The 22,317-nt window shown below is 45.7% G+C and carries 20 protein-coding genes; 16 read left to right on the top strand and 4 right to left on the bottom strand.

Translation table 11 applies throughout. The features are described from left to right. Positions 1-7 precede the first annotated feature (7 nt). The 10 genes from ccoN to ttcA all read left to right on the top strand — a co-directional run bounded on the left by ccoN (position 8) and on the right by ttcA (position 8,926). Complete coding sequence (gene ccoN / locus RBK99_RS01755) at positions 8-1,444, top strand: cytochrome-c oxidase, cbb3-type subunit I (protein WP_317502924.1); 1,437 nt, start codon at positions 8-10, stop codon at positions 1,442-1,444. Positions 1,445-1,455: 11 nt separating this feature from the next. Continuing rightward, the gene (gene ccoO / locus RBK99_RS01750; protein ID WP_317502923.1) at positions 1,456-2,076 is read left to right on the top strand and encodes a cytochrome-c oxidase, cbb3-type subunit II; all 621 of its coding nucleotides are present in this window, start codon (positions 1,456-1,458) and stop codon (positions 2,074-2,076) included. Next, positions 2,076-2,258, top strand: a complete 183-nt coding sequence (locus RBK99_RS01745; RefSeq protein ID WP_317502922.1) for a cbb3-type cytochrome oxidase subunit 3 — start codon at positions 2,076-2,078, stop codon at positions 2,256-2,258. The genes ccoO and RBK99_RS01745 overlap by 1 nt, the downstream gene beginning before the upstream one ends. Beyond that, positions 2,251-3,204 carry a cytochrome-c oxidase, cbb3-type subunit III gene (gene ccoP / locus RBK99_RS01740; protein WP_317502921.1) on the top strand — a complete coding sequence of 318 codons (954 nt, stop codon included), beginning with the start codon at positions 2,251-2,253 and terminating at the stop codon, positions 3,202-3,204. Before RBK99_RS01745 ends, ccoP begins: the two co-directional genes overlap by 8 nt. A 51-nt stretch (positions 3,205-3,255) precedes the next feature. Next, positions 3,256-3,753 carry a FixH family protein gene (locus RBK99_RS01735; RefSeq protein WP_317502920.1) on the top strand — a complete coding sequence of 166 codons (498 nt, stop codon included), beginning with the start codon at positions 3,256-3,258 and terminating at the stop codon, positions 3,751-3,753. Between the two features lie 4 nt (positions 3,754-3,757). Beyond that, complete coding sequence (locus RBK99_RS01730; RefSeq protein ID WP_317502919.1) at positions 3,758-6,136, top strand: heavy metal translocating P-type ATPase; 2,379 nt, start codon at positions 3,758-3,760, stop codon at positions 6,134-6,136. Then, positions 6,133-6,324 (top strand): cbb3-type cytochrome oxidase assembly protein CcoS, encoded by a 192-nt coding sequence (ccoS, locus tag RBK99_RS01725; protein ID WP_317502918.1) that lies wholly within the window; start codon positions 6,133-6,135, stop codon positions 6,322-6,324. The genes RBK99_RS01730 and ccoS overlap by 4 nt, the downstream gene beginning before the upstream one ends. Continuing rightward, on the top strand, positions 6,296-6,964 hold the full coding sequence (locus tag RBK99_RS01720) for a sulfite exporter TauE/SafE family protein (RefSeq protein ID WP_317502917.1): 669 nt from the start codon (positions 6,296-6,298) through the stop codon (positions 6,962-6,964). Before ccoS ends, RBK99_RS01720 begins: the two co-directional genes overlap by 29 nt. A 69-nt stretch (positions 6,965-7,033) precedes the next feature. Continuing rightward, positions 7,034-7,960 (top strand): universal stress protein UspE, encoded by a 927-nt coding sequence (uspE, locus tag RBK99_RS01715; protein ID WP_317503353.1) that lies wholly within the window; start codon positions 7,034-7,036, stop codon positions 7,958-7,960. A gap of 66 nt (positions 7,961-8,026) precedes the next feature. Then, positions 8,027-8,926: a tRNA 2-thiocytidine(32) synthetase TtcA gene (ttcA, locus tag RBK99_RS01710; RefSeq protein ID WP_317502916.1), complete on the top strand. Its 900-nt coding sequence runs from the start codon at positions 8,027-8,029 to the stop codon at positions 8,924-8,926. Positions 8,927-9,023: 97 nt separating this feature from the next. Here ttcA and RBK99_RS01705 read toward each other — a convergent pair whose 3' ends face one another. Then, the gene (locus RBK99_RS01705; protein WP_317502915.1) at positions 9,024-9,869 is read right to left on the bottom strand and encodes a glucosaminidase domain-containing protein; all 846 of its coding nucleotides are present in this window, start codon (positions 9,867-9,869) and stop codon (positions 9,024-9,026) included. A gap of 7 nt (positions 9,870-9,876) precedes the next feature. Continuing rightward, on the bottom strand, positions 9,877-10,632 hold the full coding sequence (locus tag RBK99_RS01700) for a hypothetical protein (protein WP_317502914.1): 756 nt from the start codon (positions 10,630-10,632) through the stop codon (positions 9,877-9,879). A gap of 106 nt (positions 10,633-10,738) precedes the next feature. Here RBK99_RS01700 and RBK99_RS01695 point away from each other — a divergent pair, with 106 nt between their 5' ends. The 6 genes from RBK99_RS01695 to RBK99_RS01670 all read left to right on the top strand — a co-directional run bounded on the left by RBK99_RS01695 (position 10,739) and on the right by RBK99_RS01670 (position 16,847). After that, on the top strand, positions 10,739-11,314 hold the full coding sequence (locus RBK99_RS01695; protein WP_317502913.1) for a pseudouridine synthase: 576 nt from the start codon (positions 10,739-10,741) through the stop codon (positions 11,312-11,314). A gap of 80 nt (positions 11,315-11,394) precedes the next feature. Next, on the top strand, positions 11,395-12,510 hold the full coding sequence (gene mnmA, locus RBK99_RS01690; RefSeq protein WP_317502912.1) for a tRNA 2-thiouridine(34) synthase MnmA: 1,116 nt from the start codon (positions 11,395-11,397) through the stop codon (positions 12,508-12,510). Further along, entirely contained in the window at positions 12,507-13,127 is a 621-nt protein-coding gene (hflD, locus tag RBK99_RS01685) for a high frequency lysogenization protein HflD (RefSeq protein WP_317502911.1), read from the top strand. Before mnmA ends, hflD begins: the two co-directional genes overlap by 4 nt. Before the next feature lie 40 nt (positions 13,128-13,167). Continuing rightward, positions 13,168-14,538 (top strand): adenylosuccinate lyase, encoded by a 1,371-nt coding sequence (purB, locus tag RBK99_RS01680; protein WP_317503352.1) that lies wholly within the window; start codon positions 13,168-13,170, stop codon positions 14,536-14,538. After that, positions 14,535-15,677, top strand: coding sequence for a cupin domain-containing protein (locus tag RBK99_RS01675; RefSeq protein ID WP_317502910.1), 1,143 nt, complete (start codon positions 14,535-14,537; stop codon positions 15,675-15,677). The genes purB and RBK99_RS01675 overlap by 4 nt, the downstream gene beginning before the upstream one ends. Before the next feature lie 132 nt (positions 15,678-15,809). Then, positions 15,810-16,847, top strand: coding sequence for a Glu/Leu/Phe/Val dehydrogenase dimerization domain-containing protein (locus tag RBK99_RS01670; protein ID WP_317502909.1), 1,038 nt, complete (start codon positions 15,810-15,812; stop codon positions 16,845-16,847). Positions 16,848-16,862: 15 nt separating this feature from the next. Here the strand turns inward: RBK99_RS01670 and ydiJ are convergent, their stop codons facing one another. Both ydiJ and ppsA read right to left on the bottom strand, forming a co-directional pair. Then, on the bottom strand, positions 16,863-19,892 hold the full coding sequence (gene ydiJ, locus RBK99_RS01665) for a D-2-hydroxyglutarate dehydrogenase YdiJ (RefSeq protein WP_317502908.1): 3,030 nt from the start codon (positions 19,890-19,892) through the stop codon (positions 16,863-16,865). 2 nt (positions 19,893-19,894) lie between these two features. Beyond that, positions 19,895-22,261, bottom strand: coding sequence for a phosphoenolpyruvate synthase (ppsA, locus tag RBK99_RS01660; protein ID WP_317502907.1), 2,367 nt, complete (start codon positions 22,259-22,261; stop codon positions 19,895-19,897). Between the last annotated feature and the right edge of the window lie 56 nt (positions 22,262-22,317).

Raw genomic sequence — 22,317 nt, 5'->3', positions numbered from 1 at the left:
TTAAAAGATGAGTCAAACAATTCCACAACAACCGATCGAATATAATATGAAGGTCGTTCGGCAGTTTACTGTCATGACCATTATTTGGGGTATCGTCGGTATGGCGTTGGGTGTATTGATAGCTGCCCAGCTAGTCTGGCCAGAACTAAACTTCAATACTCCTTGGTTAACCTACTCCCGTCTTCGTCCACTGCATACTAACGCGGTTATCTTCGCGTTTGGTACCAGTGCGCTTTTTGCCACTTCGTACTATGTGGTGCAAAAGACCTGTAAAGTCAGTTTGTTTTCAGACAAATTGGCTGCATTTACCTTCTGGGGGTGGCAGGCTGTCATAGTCGCGGCAGTTATTACTCTGCCACTGGGTCTGACGAGCACAAAAGAGTACGCCGAACTTGAATGGCCAATCGATATACTGATTGCCGTCGTTTGGGTTGCCTATTTAATTGTCTTCTTCGGAACCTTAGCAATTCGTAAAACATCCCATATATACGTGGCTAACTGGTTTTACGGTGGCTTTATCGTTGTCATCGCTATGCTGCATATTGTGAACAGCTTTGCGATTCCAGTATCTTTTACCAAGTCATACTCAATCTATTCAGGCGCAGTCGATGCCATGGTTCAATGGTGGTACGGACACAATGCCGTAGGTTTCCTTTTGACGGCTGGCTTCCTGGGTATGATGTATTACTTCGTACCTAAGCAAGCAGAACGCCCTGTTTACTCATACCGCTTATCGGTTGTTCACTTCTGGGCGCTTATTTCTCTTTATATCTGGGCTGGCCCCCACCACTTGCATTATACAGCGTTGCCAGACTGGACTCAGTCCGTGGGTATGGTCATGTCCGTTATTTTATTCGTTCCTTCATGGGGCGGCATGATTAACGGTATTATGACGTTATCGGGTGCATGGCATAAGTTACGCACCGATCCTATCTTGCGTTTCCTGATTGTTTCATTGTCTTTCTACGGTATGTCAACGTTCGAAGGTCCAATGATGGCTATCAAGTCGGTCAATGCCCTATCTCACTATACGGACTGGACAGTTGGTCACGTGCATTCGGGTGCTTTAGGCTGGGTTGCTATGATCACCATCGGCTCTATGTACTACTTAGTCCCGCGGTTATTTAACCAAAAAGAAATTCACAGTACTAAGTTAGTGAATGTGCATTTCTGGTTACATACCATTGGTGTGGTCTTCTACATCGTTTCTATGTGGATTTCAGGTGTTATGCAAGGTCTTATGTGGCGTGCAACGAACTCAGATGGAACCTTAACATACAGTTTCGTAGAGAGTGTTCAAGCATCCTATCCGTTCTGGACGGGCCGCTTTATTGGTGGTGTCTTCATCGTCATTGGTATGCTGCTTATGGCTTATAACTGTTATCAGACAATTCGTGCCGGCCGTCGTGAGACAGCTGCAGGCAACGTCGTACAAACTGCCTGAGGGAGAGAAGAATGAGTCGCTTTAAACACGAATTTGTTGAAAAGAACCTTGGCTGGTTGTCGATTTTAATGATCATTGCTGTTTCTATTGGTGGTCTTGCTGAGATAACACCACTGATATTCCAGAAACAAGTTAATGAGCCCATAAAAGGCTTAGAGCCTTACACAGCTCTTGAACTTGAGGGTCGTGATATCTACATGCGCGAAGGATGCAATAACTGTCATAGTCAGATGATTCGTCCTTTTCGGGCTGAAACAGAACGTTACGGCCATTACTCATTGGCGGGTGAACACGTTTGGGAATTTCCTCACCTGTGGGGCTCTAAGCGCACCGGTCCGGACTTGGCACGTGTGGGTGGACGATACAGCGATGAATGGCATCATGTTCATTTAATGAACCCTCGCAATGTGGTTCCTGAATCGAATATGCCAGCTTTTCCCTGGCTTGCAGAAAACAAGCTGACGGGCGAATACACCGCCAAGAAAATGAAAGTAATGCGATCACTGGGGGTTCCTTATACTGAAGAAGATATCTCCGGTGCTAAAGAAGCCGTTCAGGGTAAAACTGAAATGGAAGCACTGATTGCTTACTTACAGTCTCTTGGCACAGCGTTACAGCAGGCAGACAAGTAATGGATTATGGAACATGGCGCGGCGTATTCAGCCTGATCATATTGGCGATATTTATCGCCATTGTGCTCTGGGCCTTCAACCGCCGTACGAAAAAGCAATTTGATGAAGCGGCTAATTCCATATTTGAGGACGAATCATCAATAGATAAAAGCGACAAACCGGAGTCGAAGAAAGATGAGTAGCTTCTGGAGTGCATGGATAATTGTTTTAACGCTTGGAACCTTAGTGGCATTGATTTGGTTATTGCGTTGGAACATGAAAAATTATGTTCCCATCGAAGAAGGCCAGGAACTGGACCACGAATTCGATGGAATTGTTGAGTTGAATAACCCTCTTCCTAAGTGGTGGACCTATTTATTCTGGGCTTGCTTCGTGTGGGGATTCTTATACTTAGCTCTTTACCCAGGGTTGGGTAACTTCAACGGGTTGCTTGACTGGAAAAGCTCAAACCAGGATGTGCAATCGTTAGAAGAATCTCGCCAGGCAATGAAAGAAGCGCACGATAAAGGCATGATAGTTGAGTATGACCGTGCCGTTCGTGCTGCACAGGAAAAGTATGGCCCAATTTTCGAAGCCTTTGCAGAGCAGCCTATTAAAGAATTAGCCAAGAACGAAGATGCGTTAGATGTTGGTCAACGCCTATTCCTTCAAAACTGTTCACAATGTCATGGCTCTAACGCGATGGGCGGACAAGGTTTCCCTAATCTAACCGATGATGCCTGGTTATATGGTGGTGAACCCAGTGACATAAAAACAACCTTGCTGCAGGGCCGTCAGGGTAATATGCCTGCATTTGGTGCACAGTTTAGCGACAAACAAATCACTCAACTTGCTAACTATGTTGCCAGCCTTAGTGGTCGTGAACGAGATGCTGACTTGGTTGCAGCCGGTAAAGCAAACTTTGCTGTTTGTAGTGCTTGTCATGGTGCAGATGGTAAAGGTAATCAGCAGCTTGGGGCACCAAACTTAACGGACAACGTTTGGCTTTATGGGGGTTCAATTAATAAAATTGAAGAAACTTTAAAGCACGGGCGTAACGGTGTTATGCCGGCATGGAAAGACATTTTAGGAGAAAACAAAATTCACGTTATCTCTGCCTATGTCTACAGCTTGTCTAACGACGAATAAAGCGCATTGAATAGCCCCGCTTCGGCGGGGTTTTTTGTAAGAGGTCCTATTATGAATCAACCTTGGTATAAGCAGTTTTGGCCATGGTTTCTTATTTCCCTTCCCGTTACAGTCATGATTGTTTGCGGCGTTATCATTTATCTGTCTATTTCCCAGGGCAGCTTTTCCATGGTTGTTGATGACTACTACAAGCGTGGCAAAACAATTAACGCGATTATTGAACATGTAGAGGAAGCGCAACGTCGTAACATTTCCTTTGAATTTACTGCTGCTAACGGCCGGTTCACCCTAAAATACGCGTCTGGAGAACCTGAGGAGCTGTCCGCATTGAGAGTCTCATTTGTCCACGCGACTCTGGCAGGAAAAGATTTTTCTCGTTTATTGACCGTAGCGGCAGATGGCACCTACCGAGCCGATATCCCGGAAAACATTGATGGCAAGTGGACTGTCACTGTAGAGCCTTTCAACAAGGTATGGAAAGTCAGTCAGAAATATCAGCTGCCAAAAGCTGAATTAACAAAACTTCGTCCATTATTATACGGCGTTTAGTTCAATGGAATGCTTCCACTGCCTGCAACCGGTTCCGAAAGGAATTAACCTCACAATTCAGTATAAAGGCTCTGAAAAGCCAGTGTGCTGTGCCGGCTGCCAGGCTGTCGCGCAAACAATTATCGACCACAATTTACACGCCTATTATGAACATCGGGATACCGCACAACTGCAACAGCCCCCTGCTCTGCCTAACGAGCTAAAAGAACTCGCTTTGTACGATCACCCCGATTTACAGAAAGAATTTGTAAGACATGAGGGCGACGACACCGAGGTTGCCACGCTAACAGTAGAAAATATTACGTGTGGCGCTTGTGGCTGGCTTATTGAGCGCGAGTTGATGCGCTTAAAGGGCATGCAAAAAGGGGTTGTCAATGTCACCAGTCGACGTTTACAGGTCACTTGGTCTTCCAGCCAGTTAAAATTGAGCGATATCTTAAAAGCCTTGGCCGGAATTGGCTACAAAGCCCTGCCTTTTCAGCCGAATGAAGCTGAACAGCAATATACACGACAGAGGAAAAACTATATTCGCCGGTTAGGTGTCGCTGGTATAGCAACCATGCAGGTTATGATGATTGCTTTCGGCTTGTACTTTGGTGTGGTTAGCGATTTATCACCCGAGTTACAGCGTTTTTTATGGGGAATTAGTCTGGTATTCGCAACGCCTGTCATTCTTTATAGCGCCCAACCCTTTTATGTCGGTGCATTAAGAGCATTGCAGGCCTCAAGATTAAATATGGACGTGCCGGTCAGCATTGCGTTGCTTGGTGCCTATAGCGCGAGCGTCTACGCAACAATAACGAACACCGGTGAAGTCTACTTTGAATCCATTTCCATGTTTACGTTTTTCCTGCTTACCGGGCGTTTTCTTGAGCTACTGGCAAAAGAGCGCGCACTTAAATTTGCGACAAATCGTCTAACTTTATTACCCCGGCTCGCAACCCGAGAAACACTAGATGGTGCCGAGTCTATTGCCATAAAGCAGTTAAATGTCGGTGATATTATCCGTGTGAAAGCAGGTGAAACTATTCCGGCAGATGGATATTTACTCAGCAGTCAGGCGCAAGTCGATGAAAGTCTACTCACCGGTGAAAGCAAACCAAGAGCAAAGAAAGTTGGCGATTCTATTATTGCCGGTAGTATTAATCAGCACTCACCGATAAGAATTGAAGTCACAGCAACAGCACAACAAACCGTGTTAGCCGGTATTGTTGCAATGCAAGACTCCGCATTAGCTATTAAGCCAAAAGCCCAACAAGTAATTGATAAAGTTGCTGGCTATTTTATTGCGGCAATTCTGACCATCGCCATTATCACTTACTTTACCTGGTGGTGGATACAGCCCGACCATGCGCTCTGGGTGACCCTGGCAGTATTAGTTGCGACCTGCCCCTGCGCTCTGTCTCTCGCTGCGCCGACAGCATTAAGCGGCATCGTTCACCGCCTTAACCAGAAGGGTATCCTATTAAAGGGAACCGATGTACTCGAATCAGTAAAACAGTTAGACAAGGTGTTTCTGGATAAAACGGGCACTCTTACTGAAGGTAAATTCAGGCTCACAGACAGAAGTGACAGCATAGATCCTGAAACGGTGAATAAACTGGTAAGTGGACTGGAGCTATTCTCCGAGCATCCACTTTCCGTGCCACTGAGCCAACTGTCTGCCAGCCCTGCCCCGTTTCAAAACGTGAACAATGAAATGGGGCTTGGTTTACAGGGTGACTTACATGGGAAACAATACCGGGTAGGCAGTGAAAGCTATATAAAACAATGGCATCCAGAGTTTAAAGGATTGAGTCAACATCAGGTGATTCTTGCGGACAGAGAGCGTGTTTTGGCCCAGTTCAGAGTTGAAGATCAGCTGCGAGAAGGTACTTTAGCTACTATCAGCTGGTTAAGAGCTCAAGGTTATCAACCCATTATTTTGAGCGGTGACAGTCAATCCAGAGTAAAGTCCCTAGCTGACGAGCTAGGCATTGCCGACTATCACAGCGCTCTTAAACCGGAAGAAAAACTGACAATAGTGACCGAGCAACAAGCAGCCGGCCATACAGTTTGGATGGTCGGTGATGGTATTAATGACAGTCCAGTGCTTGCTAAAGCAGACCTTTCAATGACCTTCTCCCAAGCGTCTGACTTAGCCCAAACCGCGGCAGATGTCGTTTTAATGTCGACCTCACTGGATCAAGTTAAGACTGTTATAGAAAGTGCATTAAAAACACGTAAAATTATGAAACAAAACTTTACCTGGGCATTAGTTTACAATGTTTCTATCTTACCTGTTGCTGCTATGGGTCTGATTGCTCCATGGGCCGCAGCGCTTGGTATGTCACTTAGTTCGCTGCTGGTAATAGGAAACTCCTTAAGGTTGTATCAAAAATGAGTGTTATCTACGCGTTAATCCCCGTTGCTATTATCTTCGTGATCATTGCTATTGTTGTGTTTTTTTGGGCGGTTCGCTCCGATCAATTTGAGGATATTGAACGTCAGGGGCTTAACATCCTGATGGATGATGACGACAACAACGACGATAAAAAAGCTGATGATGAATCCGATAAACCAAAGCGCTGATCTTATTACCGCACTACTGATGGGACTTGCAGGCGCAGGCCACTGTTTGGTGATGTGCGGCGGTATTGCCAGCGCTATGGGCGTTAACACCCGTGCTTATCACGTCTGGCTCTATAACTTGGGGCGCGTGAGCTCTTACATGGTTATTGGTGCATTGGTTGGTGGTGCCATTGGGCTTTTCGCTCCAGAAGGCGGTTATACAACCATGGTCTTACGTTGGTTAGCCGTTTCCTTTTTGCTGTTGCTTGGACTCTATTTTACGGGATGGTTCTCCGGGTTGGTGTATCTGGAAAAAGCCGGCCGGCCAATCTGGCGAAAGGTACAGCCTTTAGCTATTAAGCTAAGGAACAAGCCGAATGCTCTTGCAACCTTCCTAGCCGGTGCGTTTTGGGGTTGGCTGCCCTGCGGTATGGTTTACAGTGCACTAAGCTGGGCTGCCTTAAGTGGCTCCGCCTCCGGTGGAGCTTTGACCATGGCGGCTTTTGGTTTAGGCACCTTACCGGCTATGATCGCAGCCGGGCATTTCAGTCAGTTCTTGCATCGTTTTTTACAAGCGCAAGGCGTCCGAACGGCCATGGGCGTTCTCCTCATTGTTTATGCACTATGGAGCCTTTTGACCTTAATCAAACCTTTTTTTTAATAAAGCCTGCAAAGCCCACTGCTTTCGTCTAATCTAAAGAATGAACACAGGATTAATTACGAGGTGAGTATGGATGCGTTCCGTCATGTTTTGGTTGTTATAGACGCTGCTGACGAGCAACACAAAGCATTAAAAAGAGCTTTACATATGGCTCGTCTGAGCGGTGCCAGACTAACGCTATTTTTATCTATTTATGACTTTTCTTACGAAATGACGACGATGCTATCCAGCGAGGAGCGAGATATCATGCGCTCCAACCTTATTGCTGACAGAAAAGCCTGGCTAACCGACGTTCTGAGCGAACTCGACACCGATTCGATTCGCATCGATATTGACGTGGTCTGGCACAACAGGCCTTTTGAAGCCATTATAAAAGAAGCGATCAAGCACGAGCATGACCTTATTATTAAAGGGACTCAGGTCAGTGCGAGCTTTCAGAATTTAATTTTCACCCCTACAGACTGGCACTTACTAAGAAAAGCGCCCTGTCCGGTTTTACTGGTGAAAGAACATGAATGGCCAACTCATGGACAAATTATTGCCGCCGTCCATACCGGTTCTGAAGAAGAACACCATCAAAAATTGAATAATCGCATTATTGAACACGCGCAGTCTATGAGCAAAATTCTGGACGCCAGTATCCATTTGGTTAATGCCTACCCAAGCGCGCCCGTCAATGTGGCGGTAGAAATTCCTGAGTTTGATATCAGTGAATACACTGATGCCCTTGAGCAGCACCATATTAGTCGTATGGCCGCATTGGGCCGCGAGTATGGTATATCAAATCACTACCAGCACTTGTCGCAAGGGTTGCCTGAGCAGGTCATCCCCGAGGCTGCCAAGCAGTTAGATGCTGAACTGGTGGTTTTGGGCACTATCGGGCGTACCGGCTTAAGTGCTGCACTTTTGGGGAACACCGCTGAACATGTGTTGGATCAGCTAAACTGCGATGTATTAGCCATTAAACCAGAAGACTTTGTCAGCCCCCTCGCTTGAGATTAATGCCTAAGGTATAATCCGGCTCCTGAGAACGTCCAGATAAAACAGGTTGTAGGAGCCGTTATGGCCAGTGAAAATCAATACCGTTTCAATAAATTGCAAAAGCGGATTCGCCGCGACACCGGAAAAGCCATTCAGGATTTCGGCATGATTGAAGACGGTGATCATATTATGGTTTGTCTGTCAGGTGGAAAAGATAGCTATACCCTGCTGGATACCCTGCTCTACTTGCAAAAAGTTGCACCTATTCAATTTTCTCTGGTGGCCGTTAATTTAGACCAAAAGCAACCAGGCTTCCCAGAACATATATTGCCTGCTTATTTGGATAAACTGGGCGTTGAGTACCGTATTGTGGAAGAAGATACTTACAGCATAGTAAAAGATAAAATCCCCGAGGGTAAAACAACCTGCTCTCTCTGCTCACGCCTTAGGCGGGGCATTTTGTACCGTACCGCAAAGGAACTTAAGGCAACTAAAATTGCATTAGGTCATCACCGGGACGACATGATAGAAACTCTTTTTCTGAATATGTTTCATGGCGGTAAACTAAAGTCCATGCCGCCCAAATTGGTAAGTGATAACGGCGAACACGTTGTTATTCGGCCATTGGCTTATGCGCGGGAAAAAGACATAGAGCAATATTCAGAAGCGATGGCGTTCCCTATCATTCCCTGTAACTTATGTGGCTCTCAGGAAAACTTACAAAGAAAACATATTAAGCAAATGCTGAATCAGTGGGACAAACAGTTTCCCGGCAGAATTGAGAGTCTATTCACTGCGATGCAAAATGTTGTGCCATCTCATTTAGCCGATAGTACCCTATTTGACTTTAAATCGGTTGCGGCTGACGGCATTGCCGACGAAAATGGAGACAAAGCATTTGATAGTGACAGTTTCAGCCCTGACACTTCTGGCACTGAACCGACTTTGTTAAACAATATTCCAATAAAACAGCTGGCATAGTACTTAGCTAAAGAGTCCTTAGCTAAAGAATAACTGCGAATCGCCAATAAAAAAGGGCTCTAATAAAGAGCCCTTAATTCAAAAGAAATAACCTAATTTAGTTTTTCTTTGTTGTTTCTGGCGTATTCAGGTCTTCATTGACTTGCTCAATAATAGGCCGATTAATTCGAATCATGGCACGCAATTCGTCAATATACTCTTGACCACGTTCAGAATAACTGGAAAGGCCTGTAATAAGATCTCTCGCTCGTATATCCGCGTTATCTAATCGTTTTTGTTCGCGTAATAAGCGCAAATCGAGGTAAGCTCCGTGCGTATTAATGTTACGTATATAGCTTTTTACCGACGCATTAACAGAATCAAACTGAGCGACTTCGTGACGGCCATCTTCGTCACGGCCTTTTGGTACCAGACCACACCCTTTTGAATAGCACCACTGACCAAACAGGTTCAACCCCTGGCGTGAAAACCTTGATGTTCCCCAACCAGACTCGTTTGCTGCCTGAACTAAAACCATCGTTTCAGGAATAATATCAATACGACGTTTTAAAAGACCAAAGAGATTTTCATCAATAGCAATGTCTTCTTCAAGACGGTAATAATCTATCCAATCTTCAAGTCGCTGCTTATCGGTTTCTGTCAGTTTGTCGTTTTTAAAACGCTGATGTATCGCCTTAAGATGAGCTCGATCATGAAGTATTCGAATATTCTCTGCTTCAACCATTGGCAATAGAAAACGAAAGAACTCTTCCTTTTTTTCGGTTACGTCCGTCATTGACATAAAGTCAGGCAAATCTCGCTCAACCGGAACCTCCGGAATTTCAGGCAAATGAGCAGTAACAGATGGGTTTGGGGCTTCCATGCCTGACTTATCAATAAGCCAGGGTACGAATAAAGCCGCAATACTCAATACAATAAATAATAAAACCGTTAATAGTCGCATGCAGTCCTCAAGCCGAAATATTTTCAGACGAATGATCTTTTTTTGAACTCTCAATAACCGTTACGCCAATAATGTCCCGATAGACCACTCCGATGAGATTATAAATCATCGGTAACATCCAGATAAGGCCTAAGCCAAAGGGCAGAATAGCTAAAAACAATAACCCCAGAAGAATGAGAAATAGCAGAATAAACTTAGGTAATTTGAAATGGACTATCTTTATTGAATAATAGACCGCATTTAGCGGACTGGTTCCCCGTTCAACAACCAACGGCATCGCCAGAGCCAGTATGACAGTGATATACAGCGACGCCAGTATTCCAAGATTGGGATGCAACAAGCCAAGAATAACACTGGCTATCACGCTCAATAGAGTACTTATAACAGCCACCGTAATTAAAGGCATCATTACATTAAAACCATTAAAAACGTCTGCTGTTTTGGTCTGAATTCCGACGCTGTGTTTAATTCCCATTAGCATAAGCCCCCCTAAAAGCGGAGCACTAATAACCGTTTGCAAGATACTGGAAAAGAACTGTATCTTCATTGAAGCTTGTATTGCTTCCACCGAAAATACATTCATCAACACCACGACCATAAGCACATTAATGCCGAGCAGAATCAAAAAGCCGCCAATAAGCGGCAGTAAATTTGACTTAGTCACGTTAAACGACTGTTCTAAGACTTGTCGCAACGACAGTTGATAATTTCCTTTTAGCGCTTCAACTAAAGAACCACCAATTACTACTTTGTTATCATCCACAGAAATTCCCACACTTTTTTAATGAGTAAGATAAACTAGCGCCCGATATACTAGAGTATCCACTACCGCGATCCAATTTAAATCGATACAAGAATTTGAGGCAGGCATGAAATCTCAGAGTAAACGACCCGCCAACCCTAAGTTGGTTTTACTGAACAAGCCATACGGTGTTTTATCTCAGTTCACCGGAGAAGAAGGCGACCAGACATTAAAATCGTTTATTCCTCACAACGATGTCTACCCTGCCGGTCGACTGGATAAAGACAGTGAAGGGCTTCTGCTACTAACCAATGATGGGGTCTATCAGGCACGCCTTGCCAATCCGAAATACAAAGTATGGAAAACCTACTGGGTACAGGTTGAAGGGGAACCCAGCGAAGAGCAATTGGAACAGTTAAGGAACGGAGTTGAGTTAAACGACGGTATGACGCGCCCTGCTGAAGCTTTTATGATGCCGGAACCGATGAATCTATGGCCCCGGAATCCACCCGTTCGCGAGCGTAAAACTATTCCCGACAGTTGGCTTTGCCTTAAAATTAGAGAAGGAAAAAACCGTCAGGTAAGGCGGATGACAGCGCATGTAGGCCTCCCTACCCTACGTTTGATTCGAGCCGCTGTTGGGCCTTTTCAATTAAAAACCTTGCAGCCTGGCGAGTGGCGTTCGGAACCTCCTGTTTGGTAGCTTCCCGAGCTACCCTAGCGTGGCCTAAAATGATAGAATGCGCAGCCAATTCGAGAGTTACAGTCGGTTAGAGTCAATCTATGTCAAATGCCAGTAAAAAAGTCATTGTCGGAATGTCCGGAGGAGTCGATTCTTCCGTTTCAGCTTATCTTCTGCAGCAACAAGGCTACCAGGTAGAAGGCCTGTTTATGAAGAACTGGGAAGAAGACGACACTGATGAATACTGTGCTGCGTCCGATGATTTAGCTGATGCAGAAAAGGTCTGCGAGACGCTCGGAATAGAGCTGCATACCATTAATTTTGCAGCAGAATACTGGGACAACGTGTTTGAGTATTTTCTGGAAGAATACAAAGCTGGGCGCACACCGAATCCAGACATCATGTGCAACAAAGAAATAAAATTTAAAGCCTTTCTTGAGTTCGCTGCAGAAGCCTTAGAAGCCGACTATATTGCTACCGGTCATTATGTCCGCCGCCGCCAACAGGATGGCAAGTGGCAGATGCTGCGTGGCTTAGACAGCAACAAAGACCAAAGCTATTTCCTTTATACTTTGAGTCATGAACATATCTCACAGACCTTATTCCCTGTTGGCGAACTAGAGAAGCCCGACGTTCGCAGAATTGCGGAAGAACAAGGCCTGATAACTGCTGATAAAAAAGACTCGACCGGCATTTGTTTTATTGGCGAACGTAAATTCAAAGACTTTTTGCAGCAATATCTCCCGGCTAAGCCAGGACCAATCGAATCGGTCGAGGGAGAACAATTGGGTGAGCATGAAGGTCTGATGTATCACACATTGGGGCAGCGCAAAGGTTTGCATATAGGCGGCATGGCCGACACCTCAGGCGAACCCTGGTATGTTGTTGATAAGGACGTTGAACGTAATGTCCTGGTTGTCGCGCAGGGAAAAAATCATCCGCGGTTGTATTCTCAGGGCCTTATTGCCGGACAACTGCACTGGGTCAATCGCAACGCTCCCACCGAAGCTTTTGATTGCACTGTGAAAACACGCTACCGCCAGGAGGATATTCCCTGTCGGGTCACTCCACTTGCCAACGGCGACTTTCAAGTGCAGTTCAAAGAGCCTGTGGCCGCTGTCACTCCCGGCCAGTCCGCCGTATTTTATAGTGCTGATGTCTGTTTAGGCGGGGGCATTATTGAACAACGTATTACCGACTTTGAGGTTAAGTTATGAATGAATGGCAACAACGAGTTATTGCACTAGCCGGCATGTCGTTAAGTGCCGTTGCCGTTCAAAAGTTGGCGCGTAGTGGCGAGCTTTACCCTGAGTCTATCTCCAACACGTTGATACACAGTCTTTTGCAACAAAACCCGAACAACATCGAAGATGTTTATGGCGGACTCGATAATATTCAGCCCGGTATCCAGGCCTTCATCCGCCAGGCGGGTAACAGTAAGCATAAAGATATTGAAGTGACTCGCTACCTAGTGGGCCTGATTCACCTTTCAAGACGCCTATTAAATCAGCCGAAAGCGCTAGGTTTGCTCGGTGAGCAAATTACGCAAGTAAAACGTCAGAAAGAAGAGTTTGAGTTTGAGAACTACCGCGTTCAGGAAAGTTTAGCCGGAATTTATCGCGAATTGATAAGCCCATTGGGCCAGCCAATTCGAATTAATGGAAACCCGGAGTTTTTGAAGCGAGATTCCAATCAGCACCATATTAGAACCTTATTGCTGGCCGGCATTCGCAGTGCTGTGCTTTGGCAACAGGTGGGCGGCAAGCGCCGTCACTTTGTTTTTTCAAGAAAGAAAATGTTAGATACAGCGCAGCAGTTGCTGCATGTCGCATAACAACTAATGAATTAATTAACTCTCGGAGAGCCAGTTTATGTTGCCCTTTTCCTCACTGACTGCGGTATCACCTGTTGATGGACGATACGCTTCAAAAGCAGAAATGTTACGCCCTATTTTTAGTGAATACGGACTGATTAAATTTCGAGTAACTGTTGAGGTTCGCTGGTTGCAGTTACTATCCGAAGTTGATGGCATAAAAGAAGTACCAGCGCTGAGTAAAGAAGCGACACAAATACTGAACGCTATTGTTGAAAACTTCTCAGTAGAAGACGCGGAGCGCATAAAAACAATTGAACGCACCACCAATCATGATGTGAAAGCGGTTGAGTACTTTTTAAAAGAAAAAGTAGCAAACAACGAAGAACTTAATAAAGTATCTGAATTCATCCATTTTGCCTGCACCTCAGAAGACATTAACAATCTTTCTCATGGATTAATGCTCAACACCGCTCGCGATGAAGTGTTATTACCTATGATGCAGGAGTTGATTAACCGCGTTAAAGAGCTGGCAAAAGAACACAGAGCCGTTCCTATGATGGCTCGTACTCATGGACAGCCGGCGACTCCTACCACAATGGGTAAAGAATTCGCGAACGTTGCGGTCCGTTTACAACGCCAGCTGGCGCAGCTTAAAGCGGTAGATGTTATGGGGAAAATAAATGGTGCCGTAGGTAACTACAATGCGCACCTAGCCGCCTACCCTAACGTTGACTGGCACCAGATTTCCGAAAATTTTGTAACGTCATTAGGCTTGAGCTGGAGTGCGTACACCACTCAAATTGAGCCGCACGATTACGTTGCTGAATACTTTGATGCTTTAGCCCGCTTTAATACCGTATTAATCGACTTTGATCGTGACTTATGGGGCTATATTGCTCTTAATCACTTTAAACAGCGTACAGTAGAAGGTGAAGTGGGTTCATCAACCATGCCGCATAAAGTGAATCCTATCGACTTTGAAAACTCTGAAGGTAACCTGGGTATTGCTAACGCGGTGATGCAGCATTTAGCTCAAAAACTACCAATTTCCCGCTGGCAGCGTGATTTAACCGACTCTACCGTCTTACGTAATTTGGGCGTTGGTGTAGCGCACACTGTTATTGCGTTTCAGGCAACCCTAAAAGGTTTAAATAAACTGGAAGTGAATGAAGCGCGGTTAGCAGCAGAGCTTGATGAAAACTGGGAACTTATGGCTGAACCCGTGCAAACCGTTATGCGTCGCTATGGCGTTGAAAAACCATACGAAAAGCTAAAAACATTGACTCGTGGCAAGCGTATTACCAGTAGCGATCTCGCTAATTTCATTGACTCTTTAGACGTACCAAACGCAGCAAAAGATGAAATGAAGGCGTTAACACCGGCAAATTATATTGGCCGCGCCACCCAGTTTGTTGATGATCTCGTATGAAATTAGCGTTTGATAAGCACGACTTTCTCGCGAACTACTGGCAAAAGAAGCCTTGTCTTATTCGACAAGGCTTTACCAATTTTACCGATCCCGTCAGTCCTGAAATTTTAGCAGGATTGGCCATGGAAGAAGGCGCTGACTCGCGTGTGATTCAATCAAATACAGGCACAGACTCTGGCTGGCTGGTCACTCATGGACCTTTTGAGGATTACGAAAAATTCGGAGAAAGCGACTGGACATTGCTAGTGCAGTCTGTGAATGAATGGCTACCGGATGTAGGTGACCTGATAACGCCTTTCCGCTTTCTCCCCGACTGGCGTATAGACGACGTAATGGTCAGTTTCTCATGTGAAAATGGCGGTGTGGGTCCCCACCTCGATCAGTACGATGTCTTTATCATACAAGGGGCTGGTTCACGCCACTGGCGTGTCGGTGAACGTCAGTCTATGCAGGAATATCAACCGGCAAGCGACCTGTGTCAGGTAAAAGGTGAGTTCAAAGCCATTATTGATGAGAACCTGAGCGCCGGCGATGTCTTATACATTCCAGCAGGCTGTCCTCACGAAGGTATAGCCTTAGAACCATCGCTTAACTATTCTGTTGGCTTTCGGGCACCGTCAAAAGCAGAGCTGCTACTGCAGTTAGGTGATATCGCTATGCAACAAGAGTCCCTGCAGAAGCGCTACCAAGATCCCGGAATCAGCGCCGAAGACACCTCGTGGGAGATTCAGAAGAAACAATTAGTCGCATTGAAAAGCTTTTTAAAAGAAGCTCTTTCGAGTGACGAAACAGATGCCTTATTAGCAAGAATTGTATCGCAGTCAAAACGTCCGCTTCCTGAGCCGGAACTGCCTACCACAGCACAGCAAATTCCAGATTTACTGTCACAGCCTAATGCATTTATTGAAAAAGCATCCGGAGCGCGCTTCCTTAAACTGAGTGACACCGAGTTTTATGGTAATGGCGAGGCCTTTTCTATATCAGCAGACGCCTTAAGCACGGCGCAATGGCTAGCTCAACTGCAAGGCTCAGAGCCAGCATCGGCATTAGCCGAACTCGCTCATTCTGAGTCACAGTCAGAGCTCATTGCCGAAATGATAAACCAGGGAATTATCTACTTATACATTGATGAATCGTAACCGATTCTGTGTAAACAAGAGTTGATAAACGCCCGTTTGAATAACCTAATTTATTCACTCAATAAAGTAGCGCGAGCCTTATCTAAATGGTAATGTTCGCGCAATTTTTGAAGCAATGAGGAATTGAAATTCATGTCTCTATACGAGCATCCCGAATTCGATCATCACGAACAAGTTGTCTTTTGTCATGATCAAGAATCTGGCCTTAAAGCCATTATTGCAATTCATAATACGACTTTGGGTCCAAGCCTTGGCGGTACCCGTTTGTGGAACTACGCTTCATCAGCAGAAGCTTTGACTGATGTTCTGCGTTTGTCTCGTGGCATGACCTATAAAAGCGCGATGGCCGGCCTGCCTCTGGGTGGCGGTAAAGCGGTTATTATCGGCGACGCCAAAAAGATAAAAAGTGAAGAGCTTTTCCGTGCATATGGTCGCTTTATTGAGTCCTTAAGTGGTCGTTATATTACCGCTGAAGACGTTAATATTCGCACCGAAGACATCGATATGGTTGCTAAGGAAACTAAACATGTTGCCGGAACGGCTGATAAAGCAGGTGATCCTTCGCCACATACGGCACTGGGTACTTATCTGGGTCTTAAAGCCGCTGCTAAGCACAAGTTAGGCAGTGACGATCTTAAAGGTGTCAAAATCGCGATTCAGGGTCTTGGCTCTGTGGGTTATGACTTTGCTAAATATTGCGCGGAAGACGGTGCAGAGCTTATTGTTACCGACATTAATGAAGATGCGGTTACTAAAGCGGTTAAAGAGCTTGGCGCCAAAGCGGTTGGCCTGGATGAAATTTACGGCGTTGAAGCCGACGTCTACGCGCCATGCGCGTTAGGTGCAACTATTAATGACGAAACCTTAAAACAACTGAAAGTAAAAATCATTGCAGGCAGCGCGAATAACCAGTTAGCAAATCCAAAGCATGATCAAGCAGTAAAAGATATGGGTATTCTTTACGCGCCTGATTACGTCATTAATGCTGGTGGTGTTATTCACGTTTGTTCGGAAGCCGCTAATATGAGTCTGGACGAAACCGATAAACGTGTTCGTGGTATTTACGATACGCTGGATCAACTTTTTGCTCGCGCACAAGATGAGAACCGCCCTACTGGCGAAGTTGCTGATCAAATGGCACGCGAAATTATTGCAAAAGGCAAGCAATAAAACTAAAAGCCTGAGTTAACTCAGGCTTTTTAATATTATCTCAAGCGGGTGTCTTACCCGCTTGTTTTCTATCCGCTTTATCTGCGATCGACACGAAAATCCAGTAGCAAGTACCCCACTGCTACCGTATTGCTGCACAGCCTGCTGCCACCCCATTTCATAAAGACCAAGGCTATCGTTCTGGTGTTGCCTTTCATGCCCAAAAGTACCAGCCATACCGCAGCAGCCCACGTTAACGATATCCAGTTTTAACCCCAACTTATCGAACACAAATTGCCACTGTTGTGCAGACTCAGGCACGAAGCTTTGTTCTGTACAGTGCAACAAAAGGCCATAATGGCTGGTGCTGGCTGAGCGAACCTCATCAAAATTCAATCTACTAAGCCATTCAATAACGGTAATTACATTAATTTCAGGCAATTGACCTTCATTCGATTTTCGATATTCGTCTCTGAAAATTAACGCCGTAGAGCTGTCAGGTCCAATTAACGGAATACCAGCATCTGATAGTGGTTTGAGTTGTTCGGTGACTTTGGCCGCTGTTTCATCAAAGTCACTAATAAAGCCTTTTACATGCTGCGCCTTACCATGCCCGATAAAGGGCAATAAAATAGGTGTATAACCCAGCTTTTTAATAAGTAAGCCCAGCTTTAAGACAAAGTCAGCCTCGTAAAAAGTGGTAAACGGATCTTGAGCAATAACGACGGTCTGTTGCCGTTCTGATTCGGTTAAACTCAGAGTTTGTTCTGTGGTTAATTCAGTAAAACCATTACGTCTCCACGCCGTTCTCAAATTGGGGACAGAGAACAAGGGTGTATCGACATAACCGATAATGTACTTCAGTACAGACCGACTTATCGGGTTATTGATCAGTAAATTGCTCAATATAGGGGTTCGACTCGCAATAGGCGCGGTCTTTTCAATACCTTTAACCAAGTAGTCTTTTAATGGGCGAGCGTACTTACTGTAATAGTGATCATAAAAACGAGCACGAAAGGTTGGCACATCGACATTAACCGGGCATTGATTAGTGCACGCCTTGCACGCAAGGCACTTGTCCATAGATTGTTTTACTTCGTGACTGAAATCGTTCTTTGCCGTAAATCGATTCAATTGACGCTTAATAAACCCCGCAGACTCAGGCCGTTGAGTGGCATCGTAGCCTGCGTTATGAGTCAAGCGTAACCATTCACGTAAGAGCCCCGCTCTGCCCTTAGGGGAATAGCGGCGATCCCTTGTGACCTTATAAGAGGGACACATAGCCGACTTAGGATCGTAGTTAAAACACAAGCCGTTACCGTTGCAATCCATAGCATTTCGGTAGCTGTCCCGAGTTGCTACCGGAATTTGTCGATCAAAAAAGCCACGCTTCACTGCATCAACAGAAATTAGCTGCGCGTCAGTATTGAAAGGTGTACAAATTTTTCCGGGATTTAACTGGTTACAAGCATCAAAGCTCGCTTTAATTTTTTGCAGTTCAGTATAAAGGTGGTCGCCAAAAAAAGCGGGAACATATTCTGACCGGTACCCTTTACCATGCTCTCCCCACATAAGCCCACCGTATTTCTGGGTCAGCTCTGCTACTTGGTCACTAATCTCTCTTAATAAAACCTCATCATCAGGCTCACACATATCCAATGCTGGCCGAACATGCAGGACACCTGCATCGGCGTGCCCAAACATACCGTAATGGAGACCTTTAGCATCGAGTAACGCTCTAAATTCATTAATAAAGTCAGCGAGCTTTTCTGGGGGAACTGCGGTGTCCTCAGCAAAGGCAACAGGTTTACGGCGACCTTTCGTCGCACCTAATAAACCCACTGACTTTTTACGCATAGCATAGATAAGCTGTATGCTCGGAAGATCATCGCAAATTTGGTACCCAATAACGCCTTTGTTATCTTTGCTTTTGATTAATTTATCCAGACGTTGAGTCAAAGACCCTACTTTGCCGTCAATTTCCTGCTGATCCAGACCGGTAAACTCAACCATATTGATGCCGTCCATGCGCTGACCTTCCACATCAGCTAACAGCGGCTCCACCGACTTCCAGATTATATCTTCACGAGCAAGGTTCAAAACCTTACTGTCGACCGTTTCGACTGATGTTGCTTTAGCATCAACAAGGAAAGGCGAGTTTTCTAAAGCAGCCTGAAAGTTTGAATACTTAATGTTAACCAAAACCCGGTGTTTGGGAATAGGCGTAATATTGAGTTTGGCTTCACTAACAAAGCCTAAAGTCCCTTCAGAACCAGCGATGATTCGTGAAACATCGATAGTTTGCTGTTCAGCGTCATAAGCATGTTTCAAGTCGTAGCCAGTTAAGAAGCGGTTCAGGGGTGGAAATTTCTCACGGATTTGCTCCGCTTCTCCTACACAGGTATCAACAATCTGCCGATAAATCCGACCTATCCTATTATCCTGACGAGCGATATCTTCAGCCTGCTCTAATGAAACGGGCCCGCTATCCAGCACGGAGCCGTCAAGCAACACGGTTTTTAAACCCAGAATGTGATCGCTGGTTTTTCCGTAAACGAGCGAGCCCTGACCAGAAGCGTCGGTATTGATCATTCCACCAAGCGTGGCACGATTACTGGTTGATAAATCGGGTGAGAAAAAGTATCCGTGGGGGCGTAAAATATCGTTAAGCTGATCTTTTACCACACCGGCCTGAACTCTTACCCAACCTTCCTTCGGGTTAACTTCAAGCACTTTGTTCATGTGACGACTTAAATCAACCACGATGCCCGAGGTTAAAGATTGTCCGTTCGTGCCGGTGCCACCACCTCGTGGAGAGAACTGTACACTGCTATTGTTCTGTTTACCCGCCAATTTCATCAAGAGAACGAGGTCAGCGTGATGCAATGGATACAAGACGGCCTGAGGCAAGTTTTGATAGACACTGTTATCCGTAGCCGCAATTAAACGGCCTGAATAACTCACATCGATTTCGCCAGAGAACCCCGACTCTTTTACCTGATCGATAAAGCGCCGATAATCCTCTGGCAGAGCATTTTCTGCAGCAACCTTAGGTAAGACAGTCATGTCTACAGGTGGTCCGCCAAATACATCCAAGTCTCAATGACCGTATCAGGGTTGAGCGATACCGAGTCGATTCCCTGATCTACCAACCAGGCTGCAAAATCAGGGTGATCTGATGGTCCCTGACCACAAATGCCAACATACTTACCGCGCTTTTTCGCGGTTTGAATGGCCATGGCTAATAGCTTCTTCACTGCTTCATTGCGTTCATCAAATAAATGCGCAATAACGCCGGAATCACGATCCAGACCTAGGGTTAACTGAGTTAAATCGTTGGAGCCAATAGAAAAACCATCAAAGATATCGAGGAACTCGTCAGCTAACAGTGCGTTAGAAGGCAGTTCGCACATCATAATAACGCGTAAGCCATTCTCGCCCTGAACCAACCCTTGTTCGGCCAGTAGCTCAATCACTTTGCGGCCCTCTTCGAGCGTTCTGACAAATGGGATCATAATTTCGATATTGGTCAGACCCATGTCATTACGCACGCGTTTAATGGCTTCGCACTCTAGTGCAAAACAATCTCGAAATTCTTCAGAGATATAACGCGACGCGCCACGGAAACCAAGCATCGGATTCTCTTCACCCGGTTCATACTGCTTTCCACCAATAAGGTTGGCGTATTCATTCGATTTAAAATCAGACATACGAACAATAACGCGTTCCGGCGAGAATGCGGCACCTAAGGTAGAGATACCTTCAGCCAAACGAGCCACATAGTATTCACGAGGGCTACTGTAGCCTGCCTTCATAGTGTCGATGGTTTTCTTCAGCTCATCACTTTGCTGGTCATAATTTAACAAGGCCTTCGGGTGAACGCCTATCATACGGTTAATAATAAACTCCAGTCGGGCAAGGCCAATACCAGCATGAGGTAAACTGGCAAAATCAAAAGCCCTATCCGGATTCCCCACATTCATCATAATTTTTAGTGGCAGATCTGGCATCGCATCAATTTGCGATTCCGTAATATCAAAATCCAGCTCTCCCTGGTAGATATAACCGGTGTCGCCTTCGGCACAGGAAACCGTAACAGCCTGACCGTTACTGATATGGTCAGTTGCATCACCACAGCCCACAACCGCCGGAATACCCAATTCGCGGGCAATAATTGCCGCATGGCAGGTACGTCCGCCGCGGTTCGTGACAATGGCTGCGGCACGCTTCATGATAGGTTCCCAGTCAGGATCCGTCATGTCGGTAACAAGTACATCGCCTGGCTGTACTTTATCCATTTCACTAATGTCATTCAGCACCCGCGCAACACCACGACCAATTCGCTGACCGATAGCGCGACCGGTACAGACAACATCACTTTTCGCTTTTAACGCAAAGCGCTCTATTGCCTGACCTTTTTTGTTTGACTGGACCGTTTCCGGCCGAGCCTGAACAATGTAAAGCTTGCCGTCGATACCGTCTTTTGCCCATTCAATATCCATTGGACGGCCGTAATGCTCTTCAATTATCAACGCTTGTTTAGCTAAGGTCTCAACTTCTTCATCAGTCACCGAAAAGGTTAAACTTTTAGCGGAGTCGATATCTTCAATTAGGGTCTGCTTTCCATGCTCTCTGTCATCAGAGAAAATCATTTGGATTTTTTTACTGCCTAAGGTTCTGCGAAGAACCGATGGACGCCCCGCTTTCAGCGTTGGTTTATGCACGTAAAACTCGTCCGGGTTAACAGCGCCCTGAACGACCATTTCACCTAAGCCATATGATGAGGTAACGAAAACGACATCATCAAAGCCCGACTCAGTATCGATACTGAACATAACGCCTGACGAGGCAATATCACTGCGCACCATGCGCTGCACTCCGGCTGATAAAGCAACGCCGCGGTGGTCGTAGCCCTGGTGAACGCGATAAGAAATAGCGCGATCATTAAACAGTGACGCGAATACGTGCTTGATGGCCTCCATAACGCTGCCTAAGCCGCGTACGTTAAGGAAGGTTTCTTGCTGTCCGGCAAAAGAAGCGTCCGGCATGTCTTCTGCCGTTGCTGAGCTACGTACCGCAAAACTGAACTCATCATTATTTTCACTGAGCTCAGCAAAAGCCTCTTTAATGGCAGCTTCAAATTCTGGCTGGAACGGGGTATCAATAATCCACTGACGAATCTCTTTACCCGCTTTCGCTAGAGCTTGAACATCATCAACGTCAAGCGTGTCGAGCAAATCGTGAATACGATCGTTTAAGCCGCTTTGCTCCAGAAACTGGTTATAAGCATCGGCTGTCGTTGCAAAGCCACCTGGGACTTCAACCCCTGCTCCGGATAAGTTACTGATCATTTCACCCAGTGAGGCATTTTTACCGCCAACTCGGTTAACATCCTGCATTCCCAGATCTTGGTACCAAACTACGTATTCTTGCACGTCACAGTCCTTAATTGATTTTTTCGGCATGGAAGTGGCTTCTATTTTACACCCTG

The organism is Idiomarina solivarensis (genome assembly GCF_033052755.1).
Classification (GTDB): domain Bacteria; phylum Pseudomonadota; class Gammaproteobacteria; order Enterobacterales; family Alteromonadaceae; genus Idiomarina.
Note: the sequence above shows the minus strand (reverse complement) of the source record. Positions and strands in the feature narration are given on the sequence as shown.

What these genes read in the sequence shown, in the direction of transcription:
- ccoN (WP_317502924.1), top strand. Translation starts at nt 8, where the DNA reads ATGAGTCAAACAATTCCACAACAACCGATCGAATATAATATGAAGGTC.
- ccoO (WP_317502923.1), top strand. Translation starts at nt 1,456, where the DNA reads ATGAGTCGCTTTAAACACGAATTTGTTGAAAAGAACCTTGGCTGGTTG.
- RBK99_RS01745 (WP_317502922.1), top strand. Translation starts at nt 2,076, where the DNA reads ATGGATTATGGAACATGGCGCGGCGTATTCAGCCTGATCATATTGGCG.
- ccoP (WP_317502921.1), top strand. Translation starts at nt 2,251, where the DNA reads ATGAGTAGCTTCTGGAGTGCATGGATAATTGTTTTAACGCTTGGAACC.
- RBK99_RS01735 (WP_317502920.1), top strand. Translation starts at nt 3,256, where the DNA reads ATGAATCAACCTTGGTATAAGCAGTTTTGGCCATGGTTTCTTATTTCC.
- RBK99_RS01730 (WP_317502919.1), top strand. Translation starts at nt 3,758, where the DNA reads ATGGAATGCTTCCACTGCCTGCAACCGGTTCCGAAAGGAATTAACCTC.
- ccoS (WP_317502918.1), top strand. Translation starts at nt 6,133, where the DNA reads ATGAGTGTTATCTACGCGTTAATCCCCGTTGCTATTATCTTCGTGATC.
- RBK99_RS01720 (WP_317502917.1), top strand. Translation starts at nt 6,296, where the DNA reads ATGATGAATCCGATAAACCAAAGCGCTGATCTTATTACCGCACTACTG.
- uspE (WP_317503353.1), top strand. Translation starts at nt 7,034, where the DNA reads ATGGATGCGTTCCGTCATGTTTTGGTTGTTATAGACGCTGCTGACGAG.
- ttcA (WP_317502916.1), top strand. Translation starts at nt 8,027, where the DNA reads ATGGCCAGTGAAAATCAATACCGTTTCAATAAATTGCAAAAGCGGATT.
- RBK99_RS01705 (WP_317502915.1), bottom strand. Translation starts at nt 9,869, where the DNA reads ATGCGACTATTAACGGTTTTATTATTTATTGTATTGAGTATTGCGGCT.
- RBK99_RS01695 (WP_317502913.1), top strand. Translation starts at nt 10,739, where the DNA reads ATGAAATCTCAGAGTAAACGACCCGCCAACCCTAAGTTGGTTTTACTG.
- mnmA (WP_317502912.1), top strand. Translation starts at nt 11,395, where the DNA reads ATGTCAAATGCCAGTAAAAAAGTCATTGTCGGAATGTCCGGAGGAGTC.
- hflD (WP_317502911.1), top strand. Translation starts at nt 12,507, where the DNA reads ATGAATGAATGGCAACAACGAGTTATTGCACTAGCCGGCATGTCGTTA.
- RBK99_RS01675 (WP_317502910.1), top strand. Translation starts at nt 14,535, where the DNA reads ATGAAATTAGCGTTTGATAAGCACGACTTTCTCGCGAACTACTGGCAA.
- RBK99_RS01670 (WP_317502909.1), top strand. Translation starts at nt 15,810, where the DNA reads ATGTCTCTATACGAGCATCCCGAATTCGATCATCACGAACAAGTTGTC.
- ydiJ (WP_317502908.1), bottom strand. Translation starts at nt 19,892, where the DNA reads ATGACTGTCTTACCTAAGGTTGCTGCAGAAAATGCTCTGCCAGAGGAT.